This is a genomic window from Flavobacterium ardleyense (assembly GCF_042686085.1).
Lineage (GTDB): Bacteria > Bacteroidota > Bacteroidia > Flavobacteriales > Flavobacteriaceae > Flavobacterium > Flavobacterium ardleyense.
The window spans coordinates 194,970-219,194 of sequence record NZ_JBHUOL010000010.1; the positions used below are offsets into that span (position 1 = coordinate 194,970).

Here is a 24,225-nt window from a genome sequence, read left to right on the forward strand (position 1 = left end):
ATTCATTCTATGCAAAATTATTTCCAAAGTATTAAACTGTTTTTTAAACGTTTTTTAATTGTACTTTTTGTTTATCAAATTTGTAGATTTTTATTTTATTTTTTCAATCGAAATGCCTTTGAAAGTATTTCAGCAAAGGGTTTTTTAGGTGGAATTCACTTTGATTTATCTGCCATTGCTTACATTAATTTACTATTTGTAGTGCTTCATCTGATTCCAGGAAATTTCAAATATAGACCTAATTATCAGAAAGGATTAAAAATTGCTTTCTATGTTGTTAACATAATCTTCATCCTAACAAATTTTGTAGATTTCGAATATTATAAATTCACGGGAAGACGCAGTACATTTGGTATGATTACCGCAACTGGTATGGAAAATGAAATTGGAGGGCTAATCTTTTCCTTTTTAATGGAGTTTTGGTACATTCCTTTATTAGCAATTCTCTTAGCTTTTGCATTTTGGAAAGCAATTCCAAATCTAAAAAATACAATCGAAACTAGCTCTAGTACACTGCAATTGCTAAAACAAAGTGGTTTATTTATCGTTTTATTAGCTTTTGTATTTTTACTAGGTCGTGGTGGAATTCAGAAAAAACCAATACGTATTGTGGATGCCGTAAATTATGGGTCTATCAATCAATCGGCAATTGTACTAAATACACCGTTTTGTATTCTAAAGACAATTGGTAAAAAGGAAACATTAGAATCGCCAAAGTTCTTTTCAGAAAGCGAATTAAATGAAATATTTAATCCAATAACGCAAACAAAGACTTCGGGCGAACCAAACAAAAAGAATGTTGTAATTCTGATTTTAGAAAGCTTTGGTAGAGAAAATACACAACGTGGACAAACTCCTTTTCTAGATTCACTAATTGAGAAATCATTGTTTTTTGAAAATGGATTCGCTAATGGGAAACTATCTATTGATGCCGTTCCTTCAACACTTTCAAGCATTCCAAGCTTAATGAACAATTCACTTATCACATCTAGTTATGCAATTAATGAAGTGTATGCTTTACCTAAGATTTTAAAAGATAATGGCTATCAAACTTCATTTTTTCATGGTGCTTTTAATGGCAGTCAGAACTTTGACCAATATTGTAAGGTAGCAGGATTCGACGCGTATTATGGAAAAGATGAATACGAAGGACCTGAAGCGTTTGACGGAAGATGGGGGATTTTTGATGAAGAATTTTTACAATATTTTTCAGGTAAAATGACGCAGTTCAAACAGCCGTTTTTCACCACATTATTCACAATTTCTTCTCACAATCCTTATATTATTCCTGAAAAGCACAAAGGTAAATTCCCGAAAGGAACAACTAAAATTCATGAAAGCATTGCTTATTCCGACTTCGCGTTACAACGCTTTTTTGAAACAGCTTCAAAGCAAGATTGGTATAAAAACACTTTATTCGTTGTTGTTGCCGATCACACTTCAGCAGAACCAACAGAAGACAAATATAAAACGAACGTAGGAAAATTTAGAATTCCAATATTATTTTTCGATCCTTCAAACCCTGAAATGGTTGGAAAAAACATGAAGAATCTACAACAAATCGATGTAATGCCTTCAGTATTAGATTACTTAAACATTGACACAAAAATGATTTCTTATGGTAAATCGTATCAATCTGAAAAGGATTTTGTAGTCTACTATTTGGATAATATTTATCATTATGTTTCAGGTGATTTCTATATGGCATTCGACGGAAAGAAATCATTAGGTTTATATAATTTCAAAGATGACGAATTACTAAAAACTAATCTACTAAAAACCGACAAAGCACAAGCTGACGAGATGGAACGCTTTATAAAAGCTTACATACAAAGTTTTAACGAACGCTTGATAGGAAACAAATTAACGATTCAGTAATTTTTCTTGACGCTGTAGTTTTAATAATTTAGCATATTTCATGTGGGAAAAAAAACCTTGAATTAATGCAATTGTAATACCGTCAATTCCGTTAAAAATTCCTTTTTTAAAGAAGTAACATCTAATAAAGGCAGTTAATCCATTCATTACAGGTTTGGCTGCTCCTACTCTTTTACCTTTATCAAAAAGTTGTTGTGCATGCCAAGTAGAATATTGATTTTTCTTTGCTATAATTTGCTCTAATGAATCCCAACCATAATGCAAAATATGAACAGGAACTCTTTTTTCGTTTGTAGTAACGATCGATTGATGCACTTTAGCGTCTGATGGTCTAGCTGTTTTCTTATTAAAAAAACGAACTTTGTGGTCTGGATACCATCCCGAAAAATCAATTAATTCATCTCCCAAAAAGTTTTTTACTCGAAACGAAAAAGCATCATAATTTCCTTCTAAGTATTTTTCTTTAACAATAAAATCAGTAGCATCTGTATCTAAAAACTCATCAGCATCTAAATTCAAAATCCAGTCATTAGCACAAAATGGGATTCCATGACTACGTTGCGGACCGTCACCTAAAAACTTTTGAGAAATAACTTTGGCTCCTTTTTCTTCGGCAATTTTCACAGTGTTGTCTGAACTTAAAGAATCTACAATAATAACTTCATTACACACTTTAAACAACGCGTCAATGCAGTTCCCTATGTTTTTTTCTTCGTTAAAAGTAATCACCAAGCCACTAATTGCCATAAAAAAGATATTTTTACAAAAATAGCTAAAATATTTTGTTATCAAAGCATAGAAATAGCTTCTACTTATGTATTTTCGCAGTAAATATATTTAAAAATTAACTTCTAAGTATGAAAAAGGTTTTGATTGTTGCTCCAGAATATATGGGTTATATTGTAAAAGTTGCAGATGAGCTTAGAAAAAATCAAGATTTAGAAGTTACTGATATTCATATCCCTACGTATAAATATAGTAGTTTAATTACAAAAGTTAAAAACTTTTATCTGAAGCGCGTTTCAAAAGATGTAAAATTCAAATACAGAGAAAAGTATATTAAAACAATTATTAAAAAGGAGACATTTGATATAATTTTAATTATTCGACCTGATTTATTTTCATTTGAATCTTTAGTTGATCTTAAATCTAAAACCAAAAACTTTAAAACATATTTCTTTGACGGGATACATCGTTATCCTAAAAAAAAGAAACTGCTCCCTTTATTTGATGAAATTTATAGTTTTGAACCAAGTGATTGCAAAGAATTTGGCTTTAAATTTATTACAAACTTTATTTATGAACTAGAAGCACCAACTACTACTTCCGAATCTTTAAAGTATAGTGTTTTTAACATTACTAGTTTCGATAGAAAAAGATTTGCTACTTTACTTAAAATCGCGAAGGTATTAAAAGAGCAGCAAAACGTTTTTAAAATAATTGTCAAGACTACTAAAAAAATCCCATCGACTGATTTAATAGAAATAATAAAAAATCCTATTCCTTTAGAAGAAGTAAAACTATACATAAAACAAGCAGTTTGTATGCTGGATTTAGGTGTAATCGATAAACATAGAGGACTAACTTTTAGAGTTTTTGAAGCGCTTGGTTATCATAAAAAAATCATTACTAATAATTCAGAAATTGCAACTTACGATTTCTACAATCCCCAAAACATCTTAATTATTGATGATCAAAACATTTCAATTCCAAATGATTTTTTAAATTCGCCTTATGCGCCCATTCCAGACGCTATAATTCGAAAATACACTTTGAGTAATTGGGTTGAAACGGTTTTTAAAGAAGTAATTTAAATTAAAAGACATTTAATGAAAATATTAATTATCCAACAAAAAAGAATTGGTGATGTTTTAACAAGCACCATTTTAAGTAATAACTTGAAAAAAAAATATCCTGATGCCATCATTGATTATATGTGCTATGCGCACTGTGTTGATGTATTGATAGGAAATCCAAATATTAATGAAATAATAGTTCTTGAACAAGAAGTTAGAAAGTCATATCCTAAATTGTTCAAGTTTTTCTGGCAAATAAGAAAAAGAAAATACAATGTAATTATTGATGCTTACAGCAAGCTTGAAACCAATTTAATAACATTATTTTCGGGAGCAGCAACAAAAATTTCATATCATAAGAGTTACTCCGTTGTTTTCTATAATCACAACATGAAGCGAATTGAAAATGGTACAAAATCAGATTTAGGATTAGCCATTGATAATAGATTAATGCTTTTAGAACCACTAATTAAAGAGCCAGTAAAAGACTACAAACCTCTTTTGTTTTTGACTCCAAAAGAAATTCTAGAAGGTAAAGAAATACTGGAAAATGCGAATATTAACACAGCAACTAAGCCTTTAGTAATGTTTAGTATTCTAGGTAGCGAATGGTATAAATCGTACCCATTTGAAAAAATGGCGCAATTGATTGACCATACAGTAACACAAACCAATGCAGATATCCTTTTTAATTACGTTCCTTCTCAAATTGAAGATGCAACAAAGATTTACGATTTCTGTGCAGCTAAAACGAAAGCAAATATTCACTTTAATGTTTATGGCAAAAGCCTACGTCAATTTTTAGGATTGTTATCACATTGTAAAATGCTAATTGGTAATGAAGGTGGGACAGTAAATATGGCTAAGGCTTTAAATGTGCCAACATTTTCACTTTTTTCTCCATCAGTAGATAAGGAAACTTGGCAAATTTTTGAAGATAATAAAAATATTTCCATACATCTGAAAGACATAAAACCAGAGATTTATGAACAACATGACGGTTTATATATTAAAGAACATACGTTTAAATACTTTGATGAATATCCAATTGAGTTAATTAAAGATAAACTGGATGATTTTTTTAATGCGGTGCTGGAAAAATAAATTTAAATTAATTAACAGCTAGTATTACTTTATAATGGTAGCTGTTGATTATTTTAGAGAAGAAGAAATTATAAATATTGTGAAATTCCATTTTCAATATAAGTAATATTATTCTTTCTATTATAACCGCGAATTGCATTATTTTTTTTCCATATTTCTGGTGAAGCATATCCTCTTTTGTGATCTAGATGCAAACAAACCGCAGCATAACGAACTTGCTTGGCTAACACGCCATAATTGAATAAACGCTCGCCTACTTCCCTATCTAAACCTCCGTATTGCATTGCTTCATTAAATCCATTAATTGCTAGCAGATCACTTTTAAAACAAGAAGTATTGTGTCCGTTGAATGTTTTTTTTGTAGGAGTTAACCAATTCATTAAAGTTGCAATAAAAGGCATCTTAATTAGTTTTGACAATTTAAAACTTTTCCCTACACCGTTTTTTATCAACCATGATATATTGAAGCATTGTTCATTATCAATAGTTTCTGGCGTAATTTTTATAGAAGTTTCCATTGGTAATTTAAAATAGCCTCCTGATAAGAAATATCCCTTTTCTTTGTGTTTTAGGTGTTGGGCTACAAAGTCTTTACGCGGAATACAATCTCCATCAGTAAACAATAAATAAGGAGCGTTAGCTTGAATAATGGCTTTATTGAGGATTTTGCATTTTTGAAAACCATCATCTTCATGCCAAACATGAAGGACGGGGTGTTTGAATTTATCTTTAAAAGAATCAACTACCTGTTTTGTTTTTTCAGAAGAACCGTCATCAGCAATTACCAACTCAAAATCCTGCACTGTTTGTAAGCTATAGCCAACAAGCACTTTTTTAAGCCATTCTTCGGAATTGAATGTAGTAATTAAAATGGATAATTTCATTTATTGGATAAAAAGTGAAAATTACTACTTTTTCCAGAATTTAAGCTTCCGTTTGATTCTTTTTTTTCTTGCAAAACGATATTGAAAATCGGAAGTAAGTTGCCACATTGTTTCGAATACTTTAGTCTCGTCTTCACCATAGAGCTTTGCATATTCATTACTCATGATAGCTATCATTTCTTTTTTTGGAGTTATTTTTGAAAGATTCTTCATGCGCGTTTGAAAATCAATCGTTTGATGGAATTTCATTCGATTTAAATCGACCAGATAAAAAGAATACTTTCCATTTCCTTCATTAATAATTAAAGTATTACCAGGTGAATGATCTAAAAACTCTATCCCTTTTTGATGCATATCGAAAGTAAATTGCGTAAACTGGCGCAAAATATTTTCGCTATCCGGATAATCTGTCTCTACTAATTCTCGATAGGTTAAATCGCAATTCAAATGTTCGCAAACATAATAACTTTCATTTAATCCTAAAACATCAAAATTTTCAAAATACGCAATCGGCTCTGGTGTTCCAATTCCCTTTTCTAATAAAATAGAAGCATATTCAAAGGAACGTTTAGCCTTCGATTTTCTAAAATATCGATATGCAATTTTATTAATTAAATTCGGTTTTTTGAAGGCTTTTACACTAATAGTTTTACCATCAATTTCAAATAATTTTATACTATTTCTATTACCAATGATAAAATCAACACCAGAATTTTCAAAATATTTTATGTAATTATCAATGATATTTTCAAATTTTAAAAATTTTTTGTGGTATTTTGAAAGCATAAATAAATATTTTAATCCAAAAGTAAATATTATCTACTACTAATCAAATTTAATAGTTAATTTTACGCCAAATATTTTTTTTCTCAAGATGAAAATCACTGTAATATCCTATGACAATTGGGGCTTTAATAAACATATTGTCAATTCTTTGATTGCGAACAATCATGAAGTAAAACATATCGATTTTAGTAAATTTAAATATAAATACCCTAATTTTTTATTTAAAATTTACAATTTCACTTTAAAGACTTTTTTTAAGCAAAACCTAAAAACAAAGTTTTATGGCAAATGCATTTTAAGTGAACTTGATAAAAACCAAGAAAAACAAGATTTAATTTTGACAATTAAAGGTGATTTCATTGCGCCTGAATATGCAAAACAGATTAAGAACTACACTAAAAAATCAACAGCATTCTTTAATGATAACATAAAAAGATGTCCGAAAATCATTGGAGTTTTAAATTGTTTTGACGAAGTGTATTCATTTGAAAAAGAAGATTGTGAAAAGTATAACTTAAAACACAAAACAAATTTTATTTATAATTTTCAAACAGGAAACACAACTAAAGAAGTTAAGACAACCGTTTTTAATGTTTCATCTATTGGAAAAAGGATTGAGCTGATCAGCAAAATTGCATCGGAATTAAAACGACAAAATATTTTGTACAATATTCTAATTTTCGACAAAAAAAACAAACTTAAAAACAACTCATTAGTAACTTCAATCCAACATACTATTTCTTTAGAAGAAGTAAATGATTATATTAGCAATTCAAGTTGTTTGTTAGATTTACAGCGAAAAAATCAGTCGGGATTATCTTTTAGGGTTTTTGAAAGTATGGGATTGCATAAAAAACTAATTACTACAAACTCCTCTATTAAAAATTACGAGTTTTATAATGAAAATAACATACTAATAATTGATTCTAGTAATCCAATTATTGATGCTGATTTTTGCAATAAACCTTATCAAGCAGTTCCTGCTACTATTCTTGAACAATATAAATTAACAGGTTGGATAAATGATTTTTTAGTTTAAGAAATCGCAAAATAATTTGTCACAAAAACATAAAACATGAAGTCTATAAATTACGCTTTTTTAAAACAATTATATTTACAGTTTGTATTAAATTTTTTCGTAGTGCTCATAATAGCCTTACCTTACTTAAGTTATATTGAAAATGACAATGAAATAAAAGCGAAAATTTATTTTTACGCGACCACACTGAGTCACTTCTTCTTTTTAGCCGCCTTACCACTGTTAGTTGCGATGTTAATTTATTTGATTTCTAGATCAATTAAATTGAGTAGTATAATCTTCATGACGTTAATGATTATTATGCTTGTTGTTTTAAAAATTGATGCAAATATTTTTACTCAATTTAGGTATCATTTATCTCCTATTGTATTTAGTTTATTGTTTGGAAAAAGAGCTAGCGACATCTTTCAGTTTTCGTCATCAAATGTAATAACTGGTGTTCTGTTTATAGTGGGGTTGATCTTAATGCAGTTACTGTTTTTTTACGTGGCAAAGAAAATAATTGCACGAAAAAACAAATTTTATATTAAAAAAACACTTGCGTTTTTCTTAATCTGCTTACTATATAGTCATGCAATGTTCGCTTGGGCAGATGTGAATTTTTACAGACCAATCTTACAATATAAAAATGTATATCCTGCTTTTTTCCCACTAACTGCAGAAGGGTTTATGACCAAATTAGGATTAGTGGACGAAGAATTAATTAAAAAAAATAAAAAAATTAGTCAAAATCAGACGCAAAACTCTGTTCAATACCCCTTAAAACCAATAACTTCAATTCCTGTAGAAAATAAAAAAGATATACTTTTTATAATTATCGACTCTTGGCGATTTGATTGTTTAACAGATGAAATCACGCCGAATGTAAATAAATTCGCTGCACAATCACAATTATTCCACAACCACAATAGTGGTTCTAATATGACAACAGGCGGTATATTTTCATTATTTTATGGAATACCTGCTACATATTTTGACTCCTTTACTGGCATTGAAAAATCGCCCGTTTTCATTGATGAATTACAAAAGCAAAATTATGAAATTGGTGTTTTTAGCAGTTCAACTATAGAAAACCCGCCATTTGACAGAAACGTTTTTATCAAATTGAAAGATATTCGATTATTTTCTGATGGTGTTTCTCCTTCAGAAAGAGATCTAGATGTCACAAAAGACTGGATGGCATTTGACAAAAAAAGAGATCTATCAAAACCATCTTTTAGCTTTCTATTTTATGACGCTGCACATGGATTTGATTATCCAGATTCCTACAACATTCCTTTTAAACCTTCTTTAGCTGAAGTAGATTTTCTTGATTTAAACGACAGTTACGATGCTAAACCGCTCATAAACAGATATAAAAACGCCCTTCACTTTATAGATAATGAAGTAGGTAAAGTAATTGAACACCTTAAGAGTCAGAATAAGTTAGAGAATACAATTATTGTGATTACAGGTGATCACGGACAAGAATTTAATGATAATAAAAAAGGATATTGGCAACACGGTGGAAACTTTTCGAAATTCCAGATTCAAGTTCCAATGATAATCTATGATGCTTCCAAAGAGGCTAAACAGTACAATCACCTAACTTTACATTATGACATTGTGCCATCATTAATGAAAAATTATTTAGGCACCACTACTAATATCGGAGATTTTAGTGTAGGGCAAAACATCTTTGAAAGTAAGAAAAGAGATTGGTTTGTTTGTGGCTATAATCAAAAATACTCCGTGATTGAGCAAAATAAAATTACAAACATCTATACTTCTGGATTATTTGACATTACTGATTTAAAGTTAAACATTCTCAATCACGACCTTAATTATGATGTAATTGAACATGCGTTTGCAGATACAAATAAATTTTATATCAAGAAGAAATAACTCAAATAGGGACTTGATTAACATCGAAGTTTATAAAAAAAGCAAATTCATTAAATAAAGAACTATTTATATTAATTAAGAATTATCTTCGTTGCCGCTAAAAGCTTTAAGTTCTATATAAATCACTACAAGTACTTGAAAAAAGAAATAGCGAAACGTAGCTTATTATTATTGCCAAATATATGCCGAAAAATATTTACATTGTTTGTCCTCCAAATAAAGCAACAGGTGGACCTGAAGCATTACATCAATTAGGTTATATCCTAAACACTTTAGGTTATAATGCAAAAATGCTCTATTCAACTTATAAGAAAGAGCCTGTACATCCATTCTATAAAAACTATGATGTTCCTTATGTAAGGAACGTAAAAGACAGCGTAGATAATGTGATTGTAATTCCAGAGTCCATGACTAATCTGATTGCAAAATATCCATTATCACAAAAGAAAATATGGTGGTTAAGCCTTGATTTCTATGAGGTATTAATGAATAATAGAGAAAATAAAAAGAACTGGATTAGAAAACTTTTTGTTCCTTATAAACATACAGAATATCGTTTTGAGTCTAACAAATCAGTTACACATTGGTACCAATCTCAAAGAACTAAAGAGTTTTTACTAACTAAAAAATTAGATAATAAAATAGATTATTTATGCGATTATGTTAACGAACTTTTCTTCGAGAATCTTCCTGATTCATTTTCAAAGGAAAACAATATCACTTATAATCCGAAAAAAGGCTTACACAAAATCGAGAAATACATGAAGCTTTTACCTCAGTACAATTGGATTCCCTTATCCGGTATGACTAGAGAAGAAATGAGGGTTACGTTACGAAAAGCAAAACTTCATATTGATTTTGGCTATTTTCCGGGTCGCGACAAAATCCCTAGAGAAGCTTTGATTTCTGGTGTTTGTTTAATAACTGGTAGAGATGGAACTTCAGCTTTTACAGAAGATTTAGGTATTCCAGAGAAGTATAAATTACATAAAGATGAAATCTCAACTGAGAAAATAACCGCACTCATAAATCATACAATGCAGAATTATGAAGAGGTTTTTAGTGAATTTATAGCTTTTAGAAATTTTGTAATGAGCGAGAAAGAAAGTATGATTAAAAATGTGGAAAAACTTTTTACCAAAGCATAATTACTTCACTTGTATCGCGTTACTCATAAAGTACAAAATGCCCATCTAATGAAAATTTGCATAATTAGTTTTGATTCTACATATTTTGATCACAACATTAAACTTGAACTAGAAAGAAGAAGTATTGATGTAAATCATATTGACGCTTCAAAGTTTAAATTCAAATATAAATCCGTTTTCGATAGAATAAATATAAATCTCAACAATAAAGAATATAAAAAAAACAAAAAGAGAGAAGCTCTTGAAGAATATATTCTAAAAAAAATTACAGCAATTGGAAAACAGGAAATTATCCTCTTTATTCGACCCGATAAAATAAGCAGAGTAACCCATTTAGAAATAAAAAAACAAACTAAAACATACATTAGTTACATATATGATAGTTGTAAACGATTTCCGATAGACCATCTCTTAAATGGTGTATTTGATGAAATATTTTCGTTTGATTTAGTTGATTCAAAAAAATACAATTTCACCTTTATCCCTAATTACATTTATATGGAGAAAAGAGAGTCGGATTTAAGTAAATTAAACAACAACATCTTCATGGTAATTTCAATAGACGAACGTTTTAATTTCTTAAACAAACTTGCAAACTATCTTTCCAGCCAAAATATTAGTTATAAGTTTATAGCTGTAGGTAAAAAACTTCCCGAAAAAACAAATAAGAATATTGTTTTTTCTAAAAGAACGTTACTTCCTTGTGATTTAAAAGACGACTTAGAGCATTCCAAAATATTTTTAGATTTAATTCGAAAAGATCATAATGGATTAAGTTTTAGAATATTTGAAGCTATAGCTATGCAAAGAAAAATAATTACCACGAACAAAACAATAAAGAATTACGATTTTTACAACCCAAATAATATTTTAATCCTCGATAGTGACACCGATATCAATATAAGTAATGATTTTCTAGCCACACCTTATGAACCATTAAGCGAAGCTATTTATTGTAAATATACCATTCAAAATTGGGTAAACACCGTATTTAAAATCAACTAATTACTTTACTAAACTAAGAATCTTCTCTTCTATTGGTAATCTTTACGATGGAACTTTTACATTTCAAAAACAGCGGATGAAAAACGACAAATTTATTTCTTGTACGGATGTGTATTATTCCGCTTATGCCAAATAAAATCTATATTAATATCAGGTATTTTAACTTCCACAAATAAGTCTTATCGTTTATTTTTTTTTTGAACTACATGATTTGATGGCTCTATATATTTAATAGAATTGAATTAAGAAATAATTATCGAAGATATTTTAATTTCTTAAATTATTCTTTAGTAAAACCACATCGAATTAATATTGTGCAAATGAATAATGAGATTTTTAAGAAACATATCGAGAAAGAACACATTATAAAGACAAGGATTTTAAAGTGGTTAAAAAATTACGATGTTATTCTACCTTATAAAAGAAGTTTAAAAAACGATCACCAATATATTTCCATTACTCAAGAATATTGCCTAAATCACATAGAAAATGATTGGAATGTAACCATGCAAATTATTTTAGAAAAATATCCTGATTACCAAAAGAGCATCAAGAAGTACTTAGATAATAATAATAAAATATTTTTGATGAATATGTTTGTTAGTAATCGTAAATTTGTGGACGATTATTGCTCCTGGCTTTTTGATATTTTATTTGAAGTAGAAAAAAGAATCAGTTTTAGTGATGATCCTTATCAAAAGAGAGATTTTGGATTTATTAGTGAACGATTATTTACTTTATATATTTTTCACAACAAACTAAAAGTCAAAGAATTACCTTTATTATTTATTAAAGATTATTTTTAAAAATGGAAAACATCAATACCGAAGTACACAACGCTTACGAAATCATCAAAGACGGTGGCATTATCTTATATCCTACGGATACCGTTTGGGGAATTGGTTGCGATGCCACGAATGAAGAAGCTATAAAGAAAATTTACGCGCTAAAAAAACGTGTAGAAAGCAAAAGCATGATTATTTTGATGAATAGCGAACGTATGATTTATAATGTATTCAAAGAAGTTCCAGAAGTAGCTTGGCAAATTTTAGATTTGTCAGAAAATCCGACAACTTTAATTTTAGACAATCCAAGAAACGTCGCGAAAAATATAATTGCAGCAGACAACACCTTAGGAGTTCGATTGGTGACTGATCCGTTCTGTTTCAAACTGATGGAACGCATGAAAAAACCATTAGTTTCCACATCGGCTAATATTTCTGGAATCTTAAGCCCTACTTCATTTAAAGATATTAGTCCAGAAATTATAAATGGTGTCGACTATGTCGTAAATTTGCACAAAGACAAAGTATGTAAAAATCCTTCTACGATTATTAAGTTAGGATTGAATATGCAGGTTAAGGTTATTAGAAAATAATAAAACTTCATTATTTGCCATTTACTAAAGGAAAATTCCATCTAAAATTATGTGATTTTTTTCTTTAGTCGAAATGTCAAAAATTAAATACAGAATGAATTACAAACAACATTTAGAACATCCCATTTTTGATATAATTTCGAAAGCAGCACAAGAATTAAACTTGGAATGCTATGTAATTGGCGGTTTTGTTCGTGATATATTATTAGAACGAGATCATAAAAAAGACATTGATATTGTTGCTGTTGGTAGTGGAATTGAACTCGCTTTAAAAGTGTCCGAATTAATTCCGTTTCATCCAAAGGTACAAGTTTTTAAAAATTATGGGACAGCAATGCTTCGTTATGATGACATTGATGTGGAATTTGTGGGAGCTCGAAAAGAATCGTATTCACACGATAGTCGCAATCCACTAGTTGAAAACGGAACTTTAAAAGACGATCAAGAACGACGAGATTTAACTATAAATGCTTTGGCTTTCTCATTAAATCTTGACAATTTTGGTGATTTGTTAGACCCTTTTAATGGTGTATCAGATTTAGAGCATAAAATCATCAAAACGCCTCTGAATCCTGATATTACGTATTCAGATGATCCGTTGCGAATGATGCGTGCCATTCGATTTGCTACCCAACTAAATTTTCAAATCGAAGACGAATCATTAGAAGCGATTTCTCGAAATAAAGAACGTATTTCAATTATTTCAGGCGAACGTATTGTTGATGAATTACATAAAATATTAGCTTCAGAAAAACCTTCTGTTGGGTTTATATTACTATACAAAACTGGTCTTTTGGACATTATCTTACCGGAATTAACGGCTTTGAATAATGTGGAAGAAGTAGAAGGTCATACACACAAAAACAATTTTTATCATACCTTAGAAGTTGTTGATAATATTTGTCCGAATACGGATGATGTTTGGCTAAGATGGTCCGCATTATTACACGATATTGGAAAAGCTCCGACAAAAAGATTTAGTAAAAAACAAGGTTGGACCTTCCACGGACATGAATTTTTAGGCGGAAAAATGGTCAAAAAAATATTTGAACGTTTGCACATGCCTTTGAATCATAAAATGAAGTTTGTCCAAAAAATGGTTATGATGAGTTCACGCCCCATTGTTCTAGCAGAAGATATTGTTACGGATTCAGCTGTTCGAAGATTGGTTTTTGATGCTGGTGAAGATGTTGAAAACCTTATGATTTTATGCGAAGCTGATATAACTACAAAAAATTCGAAAAAATTCCAGAAATATCATAATAACTTCAAAATTGTACGTACAAAAATTGTTGAAGTTGAAGAAAAAGATAGAGTTCGTGTCTTTCAACCGCCTATTTCGGGCGAACAAATTATGGAATTATTTGATCTAAAACCATGTAGAGAAATTGGCCAACTAAAAGAAGCGGTTAAAGAAGCCATTTTAGAGGGCGAAATTCAAAATGAATACGAAGCCGCTTTAGCATTTGTGCTTGAAAAAGCCAAGAAAATGGGATTAGAAAGAGTTTAACTATTGTTTCATTTGAATATCAAATCAATTTATTAATTTTACTAAAAATATGGATTATGACAATTGCTGAACAAAAATTAGAATTGATTCAAAAGATAATCGCTTGTAACGATATCAATATTTTAATGGAGATTAAAGCGATACTTCTTGCAGATAAAAACAAAGTAGCTGAGCCATCTACCTCTTACGAAAAGGAAGAAAAAGTTTATGTGTTCAATGAATGGCAACAAGAAAGAATTCATAAATCAATCAAACAAGTCGAAAACGGAGAATTTTTAACTGAAGAAGAAGCTGAAAAAGATATTCAAGAATGGTTCAAGGAACAAGAAAAATTATTTGGTCAGTAAATGCCGTTGAAGTCAAGAAAAATATCTTTAACTATTGGAATAATACAAATAAATCAACTGTTTACAGTAAAAAATTAGACCGAATTTTTAAAGAAACACTTAAACAAATGACTTCTTTCTCAGAAGGTTCAATTACGACTACTTATAAAAATATCAGAATGGTACTAGTACGAGATTATTATATAATTTTTGAGATCACTGACAAAGCTATTACCGTTTTAGACATTTGGGACACAAGGCAAAATCCGGAAAATTTTCCAATAGAATAAAAATGAAAAACAATAAATCAGTCATCATTTGGCTACTTTCAGGTTGTGTATTGCTATTTATCATGGTTATGGTAGGCGGAATTACACGTTTAACAAATTCAGGTTTATCAATGACCGATTGGCATTTAATAAACGACACCTTCCCTCCTATGTCGGAAGAAAAATGGGTCGAATATTTCGAAGAATATAAAAAGTTTCCAGAATACCTTCAGGTTAATCAGTACAAAGACTTTCAATTAGACGATTATAAATTCATTTTCTTTTGGGAATGGTTTCACCGTTTTATTGGTAGAATTATCGGTGTAGTCTTTATCATTCCATTTATTTATTTCTGGGTTAAGAAACGATTGGATAAAGAAACCATCAAAAAGTGTTTCATTTTATTAGGAATGGGAGCTTTCCAAGGTTTTCTAGGCTGGTTTATGGTGGCTAGTGGCTTAAAAGACATGCCCGATGTGAGTCATTTCAGATTAGCAATTCACTTAACTTTCGCTTTTATTACGTTTGCTTACACGCTTTGGGTAGCTTTAGACTTAATTTATCCAAACAAGAGATTACCTGTTTTACCATTAAGAAAAATAGCACGAATTGCATTAGCTGTTTTAATCATCCAAATCATTTATGGAGGATTTGTTGCTGGTTTAAATGCTGGTTTAATTCACAACCATTGGCCTTTAATGAGTGATGGTCAATTTTTTCACGATAGTATTAAGTTAGAGCAATCAAACTTATTATTAGCCTTTATAGAAGGAAAAAGTGGTGTGCAATTCATTCATAGAACTTTCGCCTATTTCGTAGTAGGAATGATCATATTATTGTTCATTAAAAGCCGTAATTTCATACTAGATAAAGGACAAGATACAGGTGTGAAAATCGTGTTGGTATTTGTATTCCTACAATTCGTTTTAGGAGTTTTCACATTGTTATATCACGTGCCACTTTGGTTGGGATTAGCCCATCAATTAATGGCATTTTTGTTATTGACCGCCATGACATTTACAACACATCGTTTTTCGAAATAAAAAATTATAATTGGGTTCCGACTATATTGTCACATTTACATTGATATTAATTACATGTCTAAACTTGCCGAAAAAGATAAATTTTTAGATTTATCCGACTATGGAAGACCTTTAGGAAAAGCGATTGCTTTGCAATTAAAAAACACAAAATTCACACCAATTCATGTGACCCTACTTTTTGGGATATCAGGATTAATTGCCATTTACTGCATCTTAGAAAAGCAGTATTTATTAGCGGGGTTTTTCATCGTTTTGAAATCAATTATTGATGCTGCCGATGGCGAATTAGCACGTATAAAAAACACACCATCCTACTCTGGAAGATATTTAGATAGTGTGTTTGATATTGTATTAAATTTCTTGTTTTTTATGACGATTTATTATGTTTCAAATGCTTCAATTTGGCTAACATTACTAGCGTTTTTTTGTATCCAATTACAAGGAACATTATACAATTATTACTACGTAATTTTAAGAAACAAATCAGTTGGTGGAGATTCTACTTCTAAGATTTTTGAATACAAATCGCCTAAAGCATTGCCAGGAGAAAGTCAAAAAACAGTTGATATTCTGTTCCAGTTTTACACTATTTTCTACGGAGGTTTTGACAAGATAATTCACGCTTTAGACCAAGACGCTTACAAAGTAAAAACGTTCCCAAATTGGTTTATGACGGCAGTATCAATTTATGGATTGGGATTTCAATTGTTGATTATTGCGATTCTTTTACCATTAAATCTGATTGATTACATCGTTCCATTTTTTATTATATTTACTGTATTCCTCTTTGTTTTAATCGGTATTAGAAAGCGATACATTAAGGCGTAAAGCGAGCCATAGGATTTATCTATAGTTGTTATTTAAAAAATTGATTCCCATTACTTTATACAAAATCAATTCAACCATAAATTTACTATGTATTTCTATCCGATCCAAGATTTAAAATCGGAAACTTTTTCTCTAGAAACAATAACCTCATCGTCTTTATAAGAAGGTAAAATCACCTTTAAACGCGAATTGCTATACATCTGAATTTCCTTAATCGCTTTCAATGGAACGATAAACTTTCGGCTAACGCGATAAAAATCTTTCGGATCAAGCTCTGCTTCTATTTGTTCTAAGTTGCAATCTAAAAGATAATTTCGGTTTTCTAAAGTATGCAAATAAGTGCCTTTATTTTCACTGTAAAAACATTCCACCTCATCAATACCAATCACTTTAAGTTGTTGTCCGATTTTTACAGAAAAACGCTTTTTATACTCTTTCGCTTCATTGCCTAAAAACATCTTTTTAATCATATCAAAATCCAACGAAGAAACACTGCTTTTTTGCTGTTGATTTTTGAATTTATTAATCGCTTTTTCGAGCTCCTCTTCGTCGATTGGTTTCAGCAAATAATCAATGCTATTTAGCTTGAAAGCACGCAACGCATATTCGTCAAAAGCAGTCGTAAAAATGATGGCACTTTTGACTTCAATTTTCTCGAATATCTCAAACGATAAACCATCCGATAATTGAATGTCTAGAAATATTAAATCGGGATGTTTATTCTCCTGAAACCATGCGATTGCTTCTTCAACCGAATGCAACATTTGATCGACTTCTAAGCCTAATTTCTCTATTTTTCTTTGCAATAATCTTGCAGCTGGTTTTTCGTCTTCAATGATGATTATGTTCATTTTAAATAATGGTTATAAATTTAAGTGCTTAAAAGATTAAAAGGTTTTGCGAAAATACTCCGACTGAAAACTGCGACTGAGAACTGAAAACTTATTTATTCCCAAACTCGTTTTTTATCTTCTTCCATAAACTCTCTAATCTTTTTTTCTTCCCAATCTTTGCCTAAAATAAAGTTAGGTAAAAACACCGAAAGACCGTGTGCTAAAAGTCCAATTCCCCAAAAGAATAATGTCACGAAATTTTCGATTTTAAAATAGCTCTCTCCTTCTTTTAAATTCTGAATATTTAGAATTACAATCATAGCATTTATCACCAAATAAACCAATGCGTGAGTATAAAAACTTTTGATTCTTTTTACACGTTTAAGTGCTTGTTCGTATTTTATTATATCTTGATTTTCCATTTTATTATTTTTTTTTAAATGCCGCGAAGTCGCTAAGCATGAAGTTTATATTTTCAATTTAAGTAAGTCATTATTTTTAGTCTGAACGTCCAAATTCAGACCGTCAGAAAATCTAATTTATTTCCACTGATTACTTTTCTCTTTGTTCATTATTTCTTGAATTTTTCGTTCTTCCCAAGTCTTTCCATAACCAAATACACTAAAAGCGTGAATTGTCAATCCCATTCCCCAACCTAATAACGGAAACCAAAACCATTGAAAACTGGTGGTTGAAAGATTTAAGAATATTAACCCTGGAATTACCAGGCAATAAGAAATTAAACTGCCGTAAAATCCTATCAATGCGTCTAAACGTTTTTTTGCTCTGTCGTAAGCAGATTTCTCGTTGAAATTATATGTTGTTTCCATAACTGATATTTGTTTGGTTAAAATTGGAAGTCTTACGATAAAGTGCTCATTGGTGTTTTCTACCAATACATGTCTTTGAGATAAAATCGCATAACGATTCACGATGTTTTGCAGTCCAACGCCTTTTCGATCTTGTAAAACTTCTTTCTTTTGTAAATTATTTGAAATTACTAATTGATCATTTTCAATACTGATTTTAATATGCAACGGTTTTGTTTCGCTAACCACATTGTGTTTGATGCAATTTTCTAACAACAATTGCAACGACAACGGAACGACTTTTGCTTCTTCATTTTCAAAATTTTCCGGAATTTCGAAGGTTATGCTATTTTCAAAACGCATCATCAATAAATTCATATACGTTTTAGCGAAGTGCAATTCTTCCGAAACAGAAACCAAATCTTTGTCTTTTTGTTCTAAAACGTAGCGATAAATTTTGGATAATGATGTGGTGAATTTTTGTGCATTTGCAGGATTTTCCTCAATTATCGAACTCAAAACATTCAGACTATTAAATAAGAAATGTGGATCAATTTGATTTTTTAGACTTTCAAATTGTGCTGAAGCCGTTCCTGCAATTATTTTTTGTTGCTTAACTTTATTTTCTTGGTAAGCTTTGTAAAAATAAAAGGCGTGAAAAGCCAACGTGATGAAAAAAGTTATAATAATTGCTATCAGATAGTTTAAAGTCGATTCGTTTTTAAGGAATTCTGTAAGAGTTGCACCTTCCACAACAACATCTTCAAAAATCCGAAGCAAGAAAATAACTAGAATCGAAATCGCAAATGAGCCTAAAAAACCAAGCAATATTCTTCTTTTTGTAAAGCGTTCGGATTTAAAAATAGAATCTAAATAAATGAACAATATCGCGTTAGCAAAATATAAGGCAAATCCGTACAGAACCGTATATCCAAAATTGATGGCTAAATCCCTATTCAATGCTACGGTAATTCCGCTTATCAAACGTATTAATACTAAAACTAAAAATACGGAAACTGATATGATTAAGGCTCTCGGAACTTCTTTTATAAGTTTTTGAATCATTTTTGTGTTTATTTACAGTTTTTCAATGCTTCTTGAGCTTTCTCTAAACCCCAATTCGGATGCAACGCTGTTTCAGGTTTAAAAGTAGCAAAAAGTTTGATTGATTTTTCAATCTGTTCACACATTGGTTGCGTATCTTGACCAAAATAATTCGCCATTCCCATTTCAAAAGAAGCTTTTTGAAAAATAACTCTCGGATTTTCGGGAGCAATTTCATAAGCTTTATTCAAAAGAGCTTCTACGTCTCCAGATAAACTCCGACCATATGTCATCGGGTCATATACAATCCAAGCCGTGTGAATCATCGCTTGCATCACTAAAACTTCCGGATTATCACCAGCCGAACCATTACAAACATCTTGTGCTTTTTGGGCATTTTGTAATAACAGAATTGTTTTTGCTTTGTCTTTTTCCTCAAAAGCCTGAACCGTGTTTACCATTGCGATGTAATAATTTGGCAACCAATTGTTTTTTTCAACCGAAGCAATTCGTTCAAAATGCACTAAAGCTTCCGTAGTCTTTCCTTCTTTCCAAGTTTTTAAAGCCGAAGCCATTCCTTGATCAAATTTTGTTTGTGCTGTTACAGCCGAAGCAACAAACAATGCGATAAATATAATAATTCGTATCATAATGTGAAAAATTTAATTGTTATTGATTTTGATTTTGAACTTAAACTTGTTCCTGTTTGATGATTCAAAATTGCGACACTTCACACCTTTTAAAAATTTATGTTGACCGAATTGTATTTTTTTAAGGATGAATTGTATTTTTTAACTTTATTATAAACCGTTTTATTTTCTTATGCCCTAAATTTGCACTTTCACTTCATTTCCAAACTTGATTTATGAGCACTATAACTCACGTAAAAAAACATTTTGTATTTATAAAGTATCAAAAACTCATTATAGCAGCAATAGTAATTGGTTTTTTAGCTTCATTTCTAGCCATATCTTTAAAAAGAGGCACCGAACATTATGAAGAATTACTTTTTAATCATGCTTCTGAAAATAATTTTTTATTGTTTGTATTTCCATTAATTGGTTTGACTATTATTGCTTTTTTAAGATATTATCTATTCAATAATAAGGCGAACAAAGGCATCAAGGAAATATTTGAAACTACCGAAAAAAGAAAAAACAGCTTGCCTATTTATAAAATTCCTTCACACTTTATTAATGGTTTATTCACGGTTATTTTTGGTGGTTCTACTGGAATTGAAGTTTCAACGGTTGTGGCTGCTGCAACAATTGGTTCGATAACCCAACAAAAAGAAAACTTATTAAATCGCCATAAATTAGAATTGATTTGTGCCGGAGTAGCAGCTGGAATAACCGCACTATTTTTCAGTCCTTTTGCAGGAATTCTATTTGCTTACGAAGTAATTTCAAAAAAATTATCGAAAGCTTTTATTTTAGTCACTACAATATCAGTTACAGTTTCGATTGTGATTTGTATTTTATTACACGAAAAACCACTATTTAATGTCGTAATCCAAGAATGGCAATGGAAAGCATTTCCCTATTTCATTTTACTAGGAATTATTGCAGGAATGAACGCGGTTTATCTTACGAAAACAGTATTATTCTTTAAAGCAAAATTTGCTACGTTCAAGAAAAATTCTACAAAAGTAATTTTGAGTGCCGTTTTCATTAGTATTGGATTATTCGTCTTACCTCAATTATATGGCGATGGCTATCATGCAATCAAAGAAAATTTAGCTAATTCTAATACTTTGGTATTAACGATTCCAATATTCATCACCATAATCGGAATCATCATTTTTAAGCCAATTCTTACTTCACTTACACTTGCTGGTGGTGGCGATGGCGGCGTTTTTGCACCAAGTATTTTTATCGGAGGATTTATCGGCCTGTTATTAGCCGTTGTGTTGAATACGTTTTTTAATGCTAACGTAATTCCTTTAAACTTTATGATCATCGGAATGGGTGCAATGCTAAGTGCTAGTATTCACGCACCTTTTACAGCGATATTTTTAACTTGCGGATTAGTCAATGATTACAGTTTATTATTCCCTATTTTAGTAACTTGTTTAGTTGCTAAATATGTTTCAAAAAGAATTTATCCCTTTACCGTTTATAGTTTCGCAAAAAACAAATTATGTCTTCAAGAAAAAAAATAAAGCGTAATTACAGAAAAGCAAAATACGTTTTTTATAGAGAAACACTAATCGATTACAGAGAGCATTTTTGGGCTTTTGTGGGTTCCTTTATTGGACTAGGCTTAATAAGTCTTTTGCAATTTAAAATTTTCACGCCACAAGATTACGTTTTTCTAATTGGATCATTCGGTGCTTCTTCTGTGCTTATTTATGGCGTTATTGAAAGTCCGTTGGCCCAACCTCGAAATTTAATTGGTGGTCATGTGGTTTCTGCCATTGTTGGTGTTACCATTCAAAAACTACTTCCCGATTTAATTTGGATTGCCGCACCATTAGCGGTTTCGTTGTCCATTATATTAATGCAAGTTACCAAAACCTTACATCCGCCTGGAGGTGCGACGGCTTTGATCGCTATTGCAGGTTCAGAAAAAGTAAAAGAATTAGGGTATTGGTATGTTGTTTCTCCCGTTTTATTGGGAACAATTATATTATTAATTACGGCTTTGGTGTTTAACAATATGTCTTCAAAAAGACAATATCCGGCAAGAGGCAACTTTTTATCTAAAAAAGAACTTAAAAAACGAATCCCTTTTCTGTAAGTTTGTACTTTCACAGAAAAGATATTTATGGCATTTCAAGATATTTTAGATTCAATTTATACCGAAGTTCTTCAAGTTGAAAATACGGGAAAGAAGGCCGATTATATTCCGGAAATAGAAAAAGTTGATGGCGATAAATACGGAATTGCTTTAGTAGATATAAATCAGAAAGTATTTACTAAAGGTGATGCTAATGAGAAATTTTCGATTCAAAGTATCTCCAAAGTAATCACAACGTCTTTAATTTTTTCAAAAATCGGAAATGAGCTTTGGAAACGAGTGGGCAAAGAACCTTCGGGCAATGCATTTAACTCGCTAATTCAATTGGAATTTGAAAAAGGAATTCCGAGAAATCCATTTATAAACGCTGGTGCTTTGGTAATCGCCGACTTAATGCTAGAACATTTCGAAAATCCAAAAGAATATTTACTAAATTTCGTAAGAGAACTGACCGAAAATCCGACCATAAATTACAATCAGAATGTAATTCAATCGGAAACTGAAAATGGTTATAGAAATGCAGCTTTGGTCAATTTTATAAAATCATTTGACAACATCAAACACCAGCCCGAAGAAGTTTTAGACTTTTATTACCACCAATGTTCTATTGAAATGACTTGCGTGGATTTGGCCAAATGTTTTCAAGTATTTGCAAATAATGGTGTGATTCCGCAAAGCAATAAACAATTTCTAACTTCTAGCCAATGCAAACGAATGAATGCGTTGATGCAAATGTGTGGCTTTTATGATCAAGCGGGCGAATTCACTTTTAAAGTTGGATTACCCGGAAAAAGTGGTGTTGGTGGTGGCGTTGTTGCCATTTTTCCAAATCATTACACGGTAGCCGTTTGGAGTCCGAAATTAAATAAAAAAGGAAATTCATTCTACGGTTTAGAAACGTTAGAACGCTTAACGACTGAAACCGAAGCTTCAATCTTTTAAATAATACTTATGAAAAAAATATGTATCCTTCTTCTTGTCTTCCCAATATTGACCTTCGCGCAAGATTTTAAACAACAATTCAACGAAAAATTTAAAACTAAAGATTATAAATTTGAAGAAGTCAAAACTATTCTTGATAATTGGAAAGTAAAATCAAAAAATGACGTTGATTATTACATCGCTGCGTTTAACTTTTACTTTACAGAATCACAAAAAGAAATGATTCAGTTGGCAGCAAAAGTTCCTGATGACAATCGTGAAGCTTTAGTGCTAAAAGATTCTTTAGGAAATTCTGCAGGTTATATGTATTCGCAAATTACTAATAATGATTCGCTATTTGCAATTTCACAAAAAACAATAGACGAAGGCATAAAATTATTTCCAAATCGACTGGATTTACGTTTTGGCAAAATTCACACTTTAGGAAAATATGAACGATTTGAAGAATACACGAATGAAATTCTAAAAACGATTGACTATTCTGAAAATATAAAACACCAATGGCTTTAGGCTGAAAATAAAAAACGTGACGATCCCGAACACTTTTTCATTGATGCGGTGCAACGTTATCAAAACCATTTATATCAGCTCGAACTGGATGACAATATGAAAAAAGTCGCCAAGAAAATGTATGAAACCTTTCCTTCTAGTGTTTATACAATTTCTAGCTATGGTGTAACATTTTTATTAGAGAACAAAAATAAAGAAGCTTTAGAACTGTATAAAAAAGCAGAGAAAATCAATCCCAATGACGTTATTGTTTTAAATAATATTGCAATAATTTACGAACGTTTGGCTGACATTGAACAAGCTAAAAAATATTACAAGAAAATTGTAAGTGTTGGCGATGAGAAATCAAAAACATTAGCGCAAAAGAAACTAGCCGAATTAAAATAAAATCGTAGTAAAATTCAAAATAGCGAATTTTACAGCGCAGATAGTTCTATCTGTTAAAATACTAAAAACAGAGGAGGTTTTCA

The 24,225-nt window shown here is 30.5% G+C and carries 26 protein-coding genes; 19 read left to right on the forward strand and 7 right to left on the reverse strand.

Going from position 1 to position 24,225, the window contains the following annotated elements; all coding sequences use genetic code 11:
• Positions 1-9: 9 nt before the first annotated feature.
• Positions 10-1,878, forward strand: coding sequence for an LTA synthase family protein (locus ACFSX9_RS04760; RefSeq protein ID WP_379805088.1), 1,869 nt, complete (start codon positions 10-12; stop codon positions 1,876-1,878).
• Here ACFSX9_RS04760 and ACFSX9_RS04765 read toward each other — a convergent pair.
• Complete coding sequence (locus tag ACFSX9_RS04765) at positions 1,864-2,625, reverse strand: glycosyltransferase family 2 protein (protein ID WP_379805091.1); 762 nt, start codon at positions 2,623-2,625, stop codon at positions 1,864-1,866. The genes ACFSX9_RS04760 and ACFSX9_RS04765 overlap by 15 nt on opposite strands.
• Positions 2,626-2,735: 110 nt before the next feature.
• Between ACFSX9_RS04765 and ACFSX9_RS04770 the strand changes: the two genes are divergently transcribed.
• Both ACFSX9_RS04770 and ACFSX9_RS04775 read left to right on the forward strand, forming a co-directional pair.
• Positions 2,736-3,692 (forward strand): hypothetical protein, encoded by a 957-nt coding sequence (locus tag ACFSX9_RS04770; protein WP_379805093.1) that lies wholly within the window; start codon positions 2,736-2,738, stop codon positions 3,690-3,692.
• Positions 3,693-3,707: 15 nt separating this feature from the next.
• The gene (locus ACFSX9_RS04775; protein WP_379805095.1) at positions 3,708-4,778 is read left to right on the forward strand and encodes a glycosyltransferase family 9 protein; all 1,071 of its coding nucleotides are present in this window, start codon (positions 3,708-3,710) and stop codon (positions 4,776-4,778) included.
• 68 nt (positions 4,779-4,846) lie between these two features.
• On the opposite strand, the gene ACFSX9_RS04780 is transcribed toward ACFSX9_RS04775, so the two are convergent.
• Both ACFSX9_RS04780 and ACFSX9_RS04785 read right to left on the reverse strand, forming a co-directional pair.
• On the reverse strand, positions 4,847-5,662 hold the full coding sequence (locus ACFSX9_RS04780; protein WP_379805097.1) for a glycosyltransferase family 2 protein: 816 nt from the start codon (positions 5,660-5,662) through the stop codon (positions 4,847-4,849).
• A 24-nt stretch (positions 5,663-5,686) separates the two neighbouring features.
• Positions 5,687-6,448: a Kdo domain containing protein gene (locus ACFSX9_RS04785; RefSeq protein WP_379805100.1), complete on the reverse strand. Its 762-nt coding sequence runs from the start codon at positions 6,446-6,448 to the stop codon at positions 5,687-5,689.
• Positions 6,449-6,536: 88 nt separating this feature from the next.
• On the opposite strand from ACFSX9_RS04785, the gene ACFSX9_RS04790 reads away from it, so the two are divergent.
• The 11 genes from ACFSX9_RS04790 (at position 6,537) to ACFSX9_RS04840 (ending at position 16,878) form a co-directional block, all read left to right on the forward strand.
• Positions 6,537-7,487 (forward strand): hypothetical protein, encoded by a 951-nt coding sequence (locus ACFSX9_RS04790; RefSeq protein ID WP_379805102.1) that lies wholly within the window; start codon positions 6,537-6,539, stop codon positions 7,485-7,487.
• A gap of 36 nt (positions 7,488-7,523) precedes the next feature.
• The gene (locus ACFSX9_RS04795; RefSeq protein ID WP_379805105.1) at positions 7,524-9,371 is read left to right on the forward strand and encodes a DUF3413 domain-containing protein; all 1,848 of its coding nucleotides are present in this window, start codon (positions 7,524-7,526) and stop codon (positions 9,369-9,371) included.
• Between the two features lie 182 nt (positions 9,372-9,553).
• Complete coding sequence (locus tag ACFSX9_RS04800) at positions 9,554-10,519, forward strand: hypothetical protein (RefSeq protein WP_379805107.1); 966 nt, start codon at positions 9,554-9,556, stop codon at positions 10,517-10,519.
• A 48-nt stretch (positions 10,520-10,567) separates the two neighbouring features.
• Entirely contained in the window at positions 10,568-11,524 is a 957-nt protein-coding gene (locus ACFSX9_RS04805; RefSeq protein WP_379805109.1) for a hypothetical protein, read from the forward strand.
• Between the two features lie 236 nt (positions 11,525-11,760).
• Complete coding sequence (locus tag ACFSX9_RS04810; RefSeq protein ID WP_379805395.1) at positions 11,761-12,330, forward strand: DUF4422 domain-containing protein; 570 nt, start codon at positions 11,761-11,763, stop codon at positions 12,328-12,330.
• 2 nt (positions 12,331-12,332) lie between these two features.
• On the forward strand, positions 12,333-12,902 hold the full coding sequence (locus tag ACFSX9_RS04815; RefSeq protein WP_379805111.1) for an L-threonylcarbamoyladenylate synthase: 570 nt from the start codon (positions 12,333-12,335) through the stop codon (positions 12,900-12,902).
• A gap of 94 nt (positions 12,903-12,996) precedes the next feature.
• Positions 12,997-14,412, forward strand: coding sequence for a CCA tRNA nucleotidyltransferase (locus ACFSX9_RS04820; protein ID WP_379805114.1), 1,416 nt, complete (start codon positions 12,997-12,999; stop codon positions 14,410-14,412).
• 56 nt (positions 14,413-14,468) lie between these two features.
• On the forward strand, positions 14,469-14,759 hold the full coding sequence (locus ACFSX9_RS04825; protein WP_379805117.1) for a hypothetical protein: 291 nt from the start codon (positions 14,469-14,471) through the stop codon (positions 14,757-14,759).
• Positions 14,723-15,028, forward strand: a complete 306-nt coding sequence (locus tag ACFSX9_RS04830) for a type II toxin-antitoxin system RelE/ParE family toxin (RefSeq protein WP_379805119.1) — start codon at positions 14,723-14,725, stop codon at positions 15,026-15,028. The genes ACFSX9_RS04825 and ACFSX9_RS04830 overlap by 37 nt, the downstream gene beginning before the upstream one ends.
• Positions 15,029-15,030: 2 nt before the next feature.
• On the forward strand, positions 15,031-16,050 hold the full coding sequence (locus tag ACFSX9_RS04835; protein WP_379805122.1) for a COX15/CtaA family protein: 1,020 nt from the start codon (positions 15,031-15,033) through the stop codon (positions 16,048-16,050).
• Between the two features lie 54 nt (positions 16,051-16,104).
• A complete protein-coding gene (locus tag ACFSX9_RS04840) occupies positions 16,105-16,878 on the forward strand; it encodes a CDP-alcohol phosphatidyltransferase family protein (protein WP_379805124.1) in 774 nt (257 codons plus the stop codon).
• 95 nt (positions 16,879-16,973) lie between these two features.
• Here ACFSX9_RS04840 and ACFSX9_RS04845 read toward each other — a convergent pair whose 3' ends face one another.
• The 4 genes from ACFSX9_RS04845 to ACFSX9_RS04860 all read right to left on the reverse strand — a co-directional run bounded on the left by ACFSX9_RS04845 (position 16,974) and on the right by ACFSX9_RS04860 (position 20,214).
• Complete coding sequence (locus ACFSX9_RS04845; RefSeq protein WP_379805126.1) at positions 16,974-17,729, reverse strand: LytR/AlgR family response regulator transcription factor; 756 nt, start codon at positions 17,727-17,729, stop codon at positions 16,974-16,976.
• 95 nt (positions 17,730-17,824) lie between these two features.
• A complete protein-coding gene (locus ACFSX9_RS04850) occupies positions 17,825-18,133 on the reverse strand; it encodes a 2TM domain-containing protein (RefSeq protein ID WP_379805128.1) in 309 nt (102 codons plus the stop codon).
• A gap of 117 nt (positions 18,134-18,250) precedes the next feature.
• Complete coding sequence (locus ACFSX9_RS04855; protein WP_379805129.1) at positions 18,251-19,585, reverse strand: 2TM domain-containing protein; 1,335 nt, start codon at positions 19,583-19,585, stop codon at positions 18,251-18,253.
• A gap of 8 nt (positions 19,586-19,593) precedes the next feature.
• A complete protein-coding gene (locus ACFSX9_RS04860; RefSeq protein ID WP_379805131.1) occupies positions 19,594-20,214 on the reverse strand; it encodes a hypothetical protein in 621 nt (206 codons plus the stop codon).
• 215 nt (positions 20,215-20,429) lie between these two features.
• On the opposite strand from ACFSX9_RS04860, the gene ACFSX9_RS04865 reads away from it, so the two are divergent.
• The 5 genes from ACFSX9_RS04865 (at position 20,430) to ACFSX9_RS04885 (ending at position 24,142) form a co-directional block, all read left to right on the forward strand.
• Positions 20,430-21,725: a chloride channel protein gene (locus ACFSX9_RS04865; protein ID WP_379805133.1), complete on the forward strand. Its 1,296-nt coding sequence runs from the start codon at positions 20,430-20,432 to the stop codon at positions 21,723-21,725.
• The gene (locus ACFSX9_RS04870; protein ID WP_379805135.1) at positions 21,704-22,303 is read left to right on the forward strand and encodes an HPP family protein; all 600 of its coding nucleotides are present in this window, start codon (positions 21,704-21,706) and stop codon (positions 22,301-22,303) included. The genes ACFSX9_RS04865 and ACFSX9_RS04870 overlap by 22 nt, the downstream gene beginning before the upstream one ends.
• 27 nt (positions 22,304-22,330) lie before the next feature.
• Positions 22,331-23,245, forward strand: a complete 915-nt coding sequence (locus tag ACFSX9_RS04875; protein WP_379805138.1) for a glutaminase — start codon at positions 22,331-22,333, stop codon at positions 23,243-23,245.
• 9 nt (positions 23,246-23,254) lie between these two features.
• On the forward strand, positions 23,255-23,755 hold the full coding sequence (locus tag ACFSX9_RS04880; RefSeq protein WP_379805140.1) for a hypothetical protein: 501 nt from the start codon (positions 23,255-23,257) through the stop codon (positions 23,753-23,755).
• Positions 23,756-23,851: 96 nt separating this feature from the next.
• A complete protein-coding gene (locus ACFSX9_RS04885; RefSeq protein ID WP_379805143.1) occupies positions 23,852-24,142 on the forward strand; it encodes a tetratricopeptide repeat protein in 291 nt (96 codons plus the stop codon).
• Positions 24,143-24,225: the final 83 nt, after the last annotated feature.

Excerpts from the sequence above, each read along its gene's own strand:
- ACFSX9_RS04760 (WP_379805088.1), top strand. The coding sequence starts at position 10 with ATGCAAAATTATTTCCAAAGTATTAAACTGTTTTTTAAACGTTTTTTA.
- ACFSX9_RS04765 (WP_379805091.1), bottom strand. The coding sequence starts at position 2,625 with ATGGCAATTAGTGGCTTGGTGATTACTTTTAACGAAGAAAAAAACATA.
- ACFSX9_RS04770 (WP_379805093.1), top strand. The coding sequence starts at position 2,736 with ATGAAAAAGGTTTTGATTGTTGCTCCAGAATATATGGGTTATATTGTA.
- ACFSX9_RS04775 (WP_379805095.1), top strand. The coding sequence starts at position 3,708 with ATGAAAATATTAATTATCCAACAAAAAAGAATTGGTGATGTTTTAACA.
- ACFSX9_RS04780 (WP_379805097.1), bottom strand. The coding sequence starts at position 5,662 with ATGAAATTATCCATTTTAATTACTACATTCAATTCCGAAGAATGGCTT.
- ACFSX9_RS04785 (WP_379805100.1), bottom strand. The coding sequence starts at position 6,448 with ATGCTTTCAAAATACCACAAAAAATTTTTAAAATTTGAAAATATCATT.
- ACFSX9_RS04790 (WP_379805102.1), top strand. The coding sequence starts at position 6,537 with ATGAAAATCACTGTAATATCCTATGACAATTGGGGCTTTAATAAACAT.
- ACFSX9_RS04795 (WP_379805105.1), top strand. The coding sequence starts at position 7,524 with ATGAAGTCTATAAATTACGCTTTTTTAAAACAATTATATTTACAGTTT.
- ACFSX9_RS04800 (WP_379805107.1), top strand. The coding sequence starts at position 9,554 with ATGCCGAAAAATATTTACATTGTTTGTCCTCCAAATAAAGCAACAGGT.
- ACFSX9_RS04805 (WP_379805109.1), top strand. The coding sequence starts at position 10,568 with ATGAAAATTTGCATAATTAGTTTTGATTCTACATATTTTGATCACAAC.
- ACFSX9_RS04815 (WP_379805111.1), top strand. The coding sequence starts at position 12,333 with ATGGAAAACATCAATACCGAAGTACACAACGCTTACGAAATCATCAAA.
- ACFSX9_RS04820 (WP_379805114.1), top strand. The coding sequence starts at position 12,997 with ATGAATTACAAACAACATTTAGAACATCCCATTTTTGATATAATTTCG.
- ACFSX9_RS04825 (WP_379805117.1), top strand. The coding sequence starts at position 14,469 with ATGACAATTGCTGAACAAAAATTAGAATTGATTCAAAAGATAATCGCT.
- ACFSX9_RS04830 (WP_379805119.1), top strand. The coding sequence starts at position 14,723 with ATGGTTCAAGGAACAAGAAAAATTATTTGGTCAGTAAATGCCGTTGAA.
- ACFSX9_RS04835 (WP_379805122.1), top strand. The coding sequence starts at position 15,031 with ATGAAAAACAATAAATCAGTCATCATTTGGCTACTTTCAGGTTGTGTA.
- ACFSX9_RS04840 (WP_379805124.1), top strand. The coding sequence starts at position 16,105 with ATGTCTAAACTTGCCGAAAAAGATAAATTTTTAGATTTATCCGACTAT.
- ACFSX9_RS04845 (WP_379805126.1), bottom strand. The coding sequence starts at position 17,729 with ATGAACATAATCATCATTGAAGACGAAAAACCAGCTGCAAGATTATTG.
- ACFSX9_RS04850 (WP_379805128.1), bottom strand. The coding sequence starts at position 18,133 with ATGGAAAATCAAGATATAATAAAATACGAACAAGCACTTAAACGTGTA.
- ACFSX9_RS04855 (WP_379805129.1), bottom strand. The coding sequence starts at position 19,585 with ATGATTCAAAAACTTATAAAAGAAGTTCCGAGAGCCTTAATCATATCA.
- ACFSX9_RS04860 (WP_379805131.1), bottom strand. The coding sequence starts at position 20,214 with ATGATACGAATTATTATATTTATCGCATTGTTTGTTGCTTCGGCTGTA.
- ACFSX9_RS04865 (WP_379805133.1), top strand. The coding sequence starts at position 20,430 with ATGAGCACTATAACTCACGTAAAAAAACATTTTGTATTTATAAAGTAT.
- ACFSX9_RS04870 (WP_379805135.1), top strand. The coding sequence starts at position 21,704 with ATGTCTTCAAGAAAAAAAATAAAGCGTAATTACAGAAAAGCAAAATAC.
- ACFSX9_RS04875 (WP_379805138.1), top strand. The coding sequence starts at position 22,331 with ATGGCATTTCAAGATATTTTAGATTCAATTTATACCGAAGTTCTTCAA.
- ACFSX9_RS04880 (WP_379805140.1), top strand. The coding sequence starts at position 23,255 with ATGAAAAAAATATGTATCCTTCTTCTTGTCTTCCCAATATTGACCTTC.
- ACFSX9_RS04885 (WP_379805143.1), top strand. The coding sequence starts at position 23,852 with ATGAAAAAAGTCGCCAAGAAAATGTATGAAACCTTTCCTTCTAGTGTT.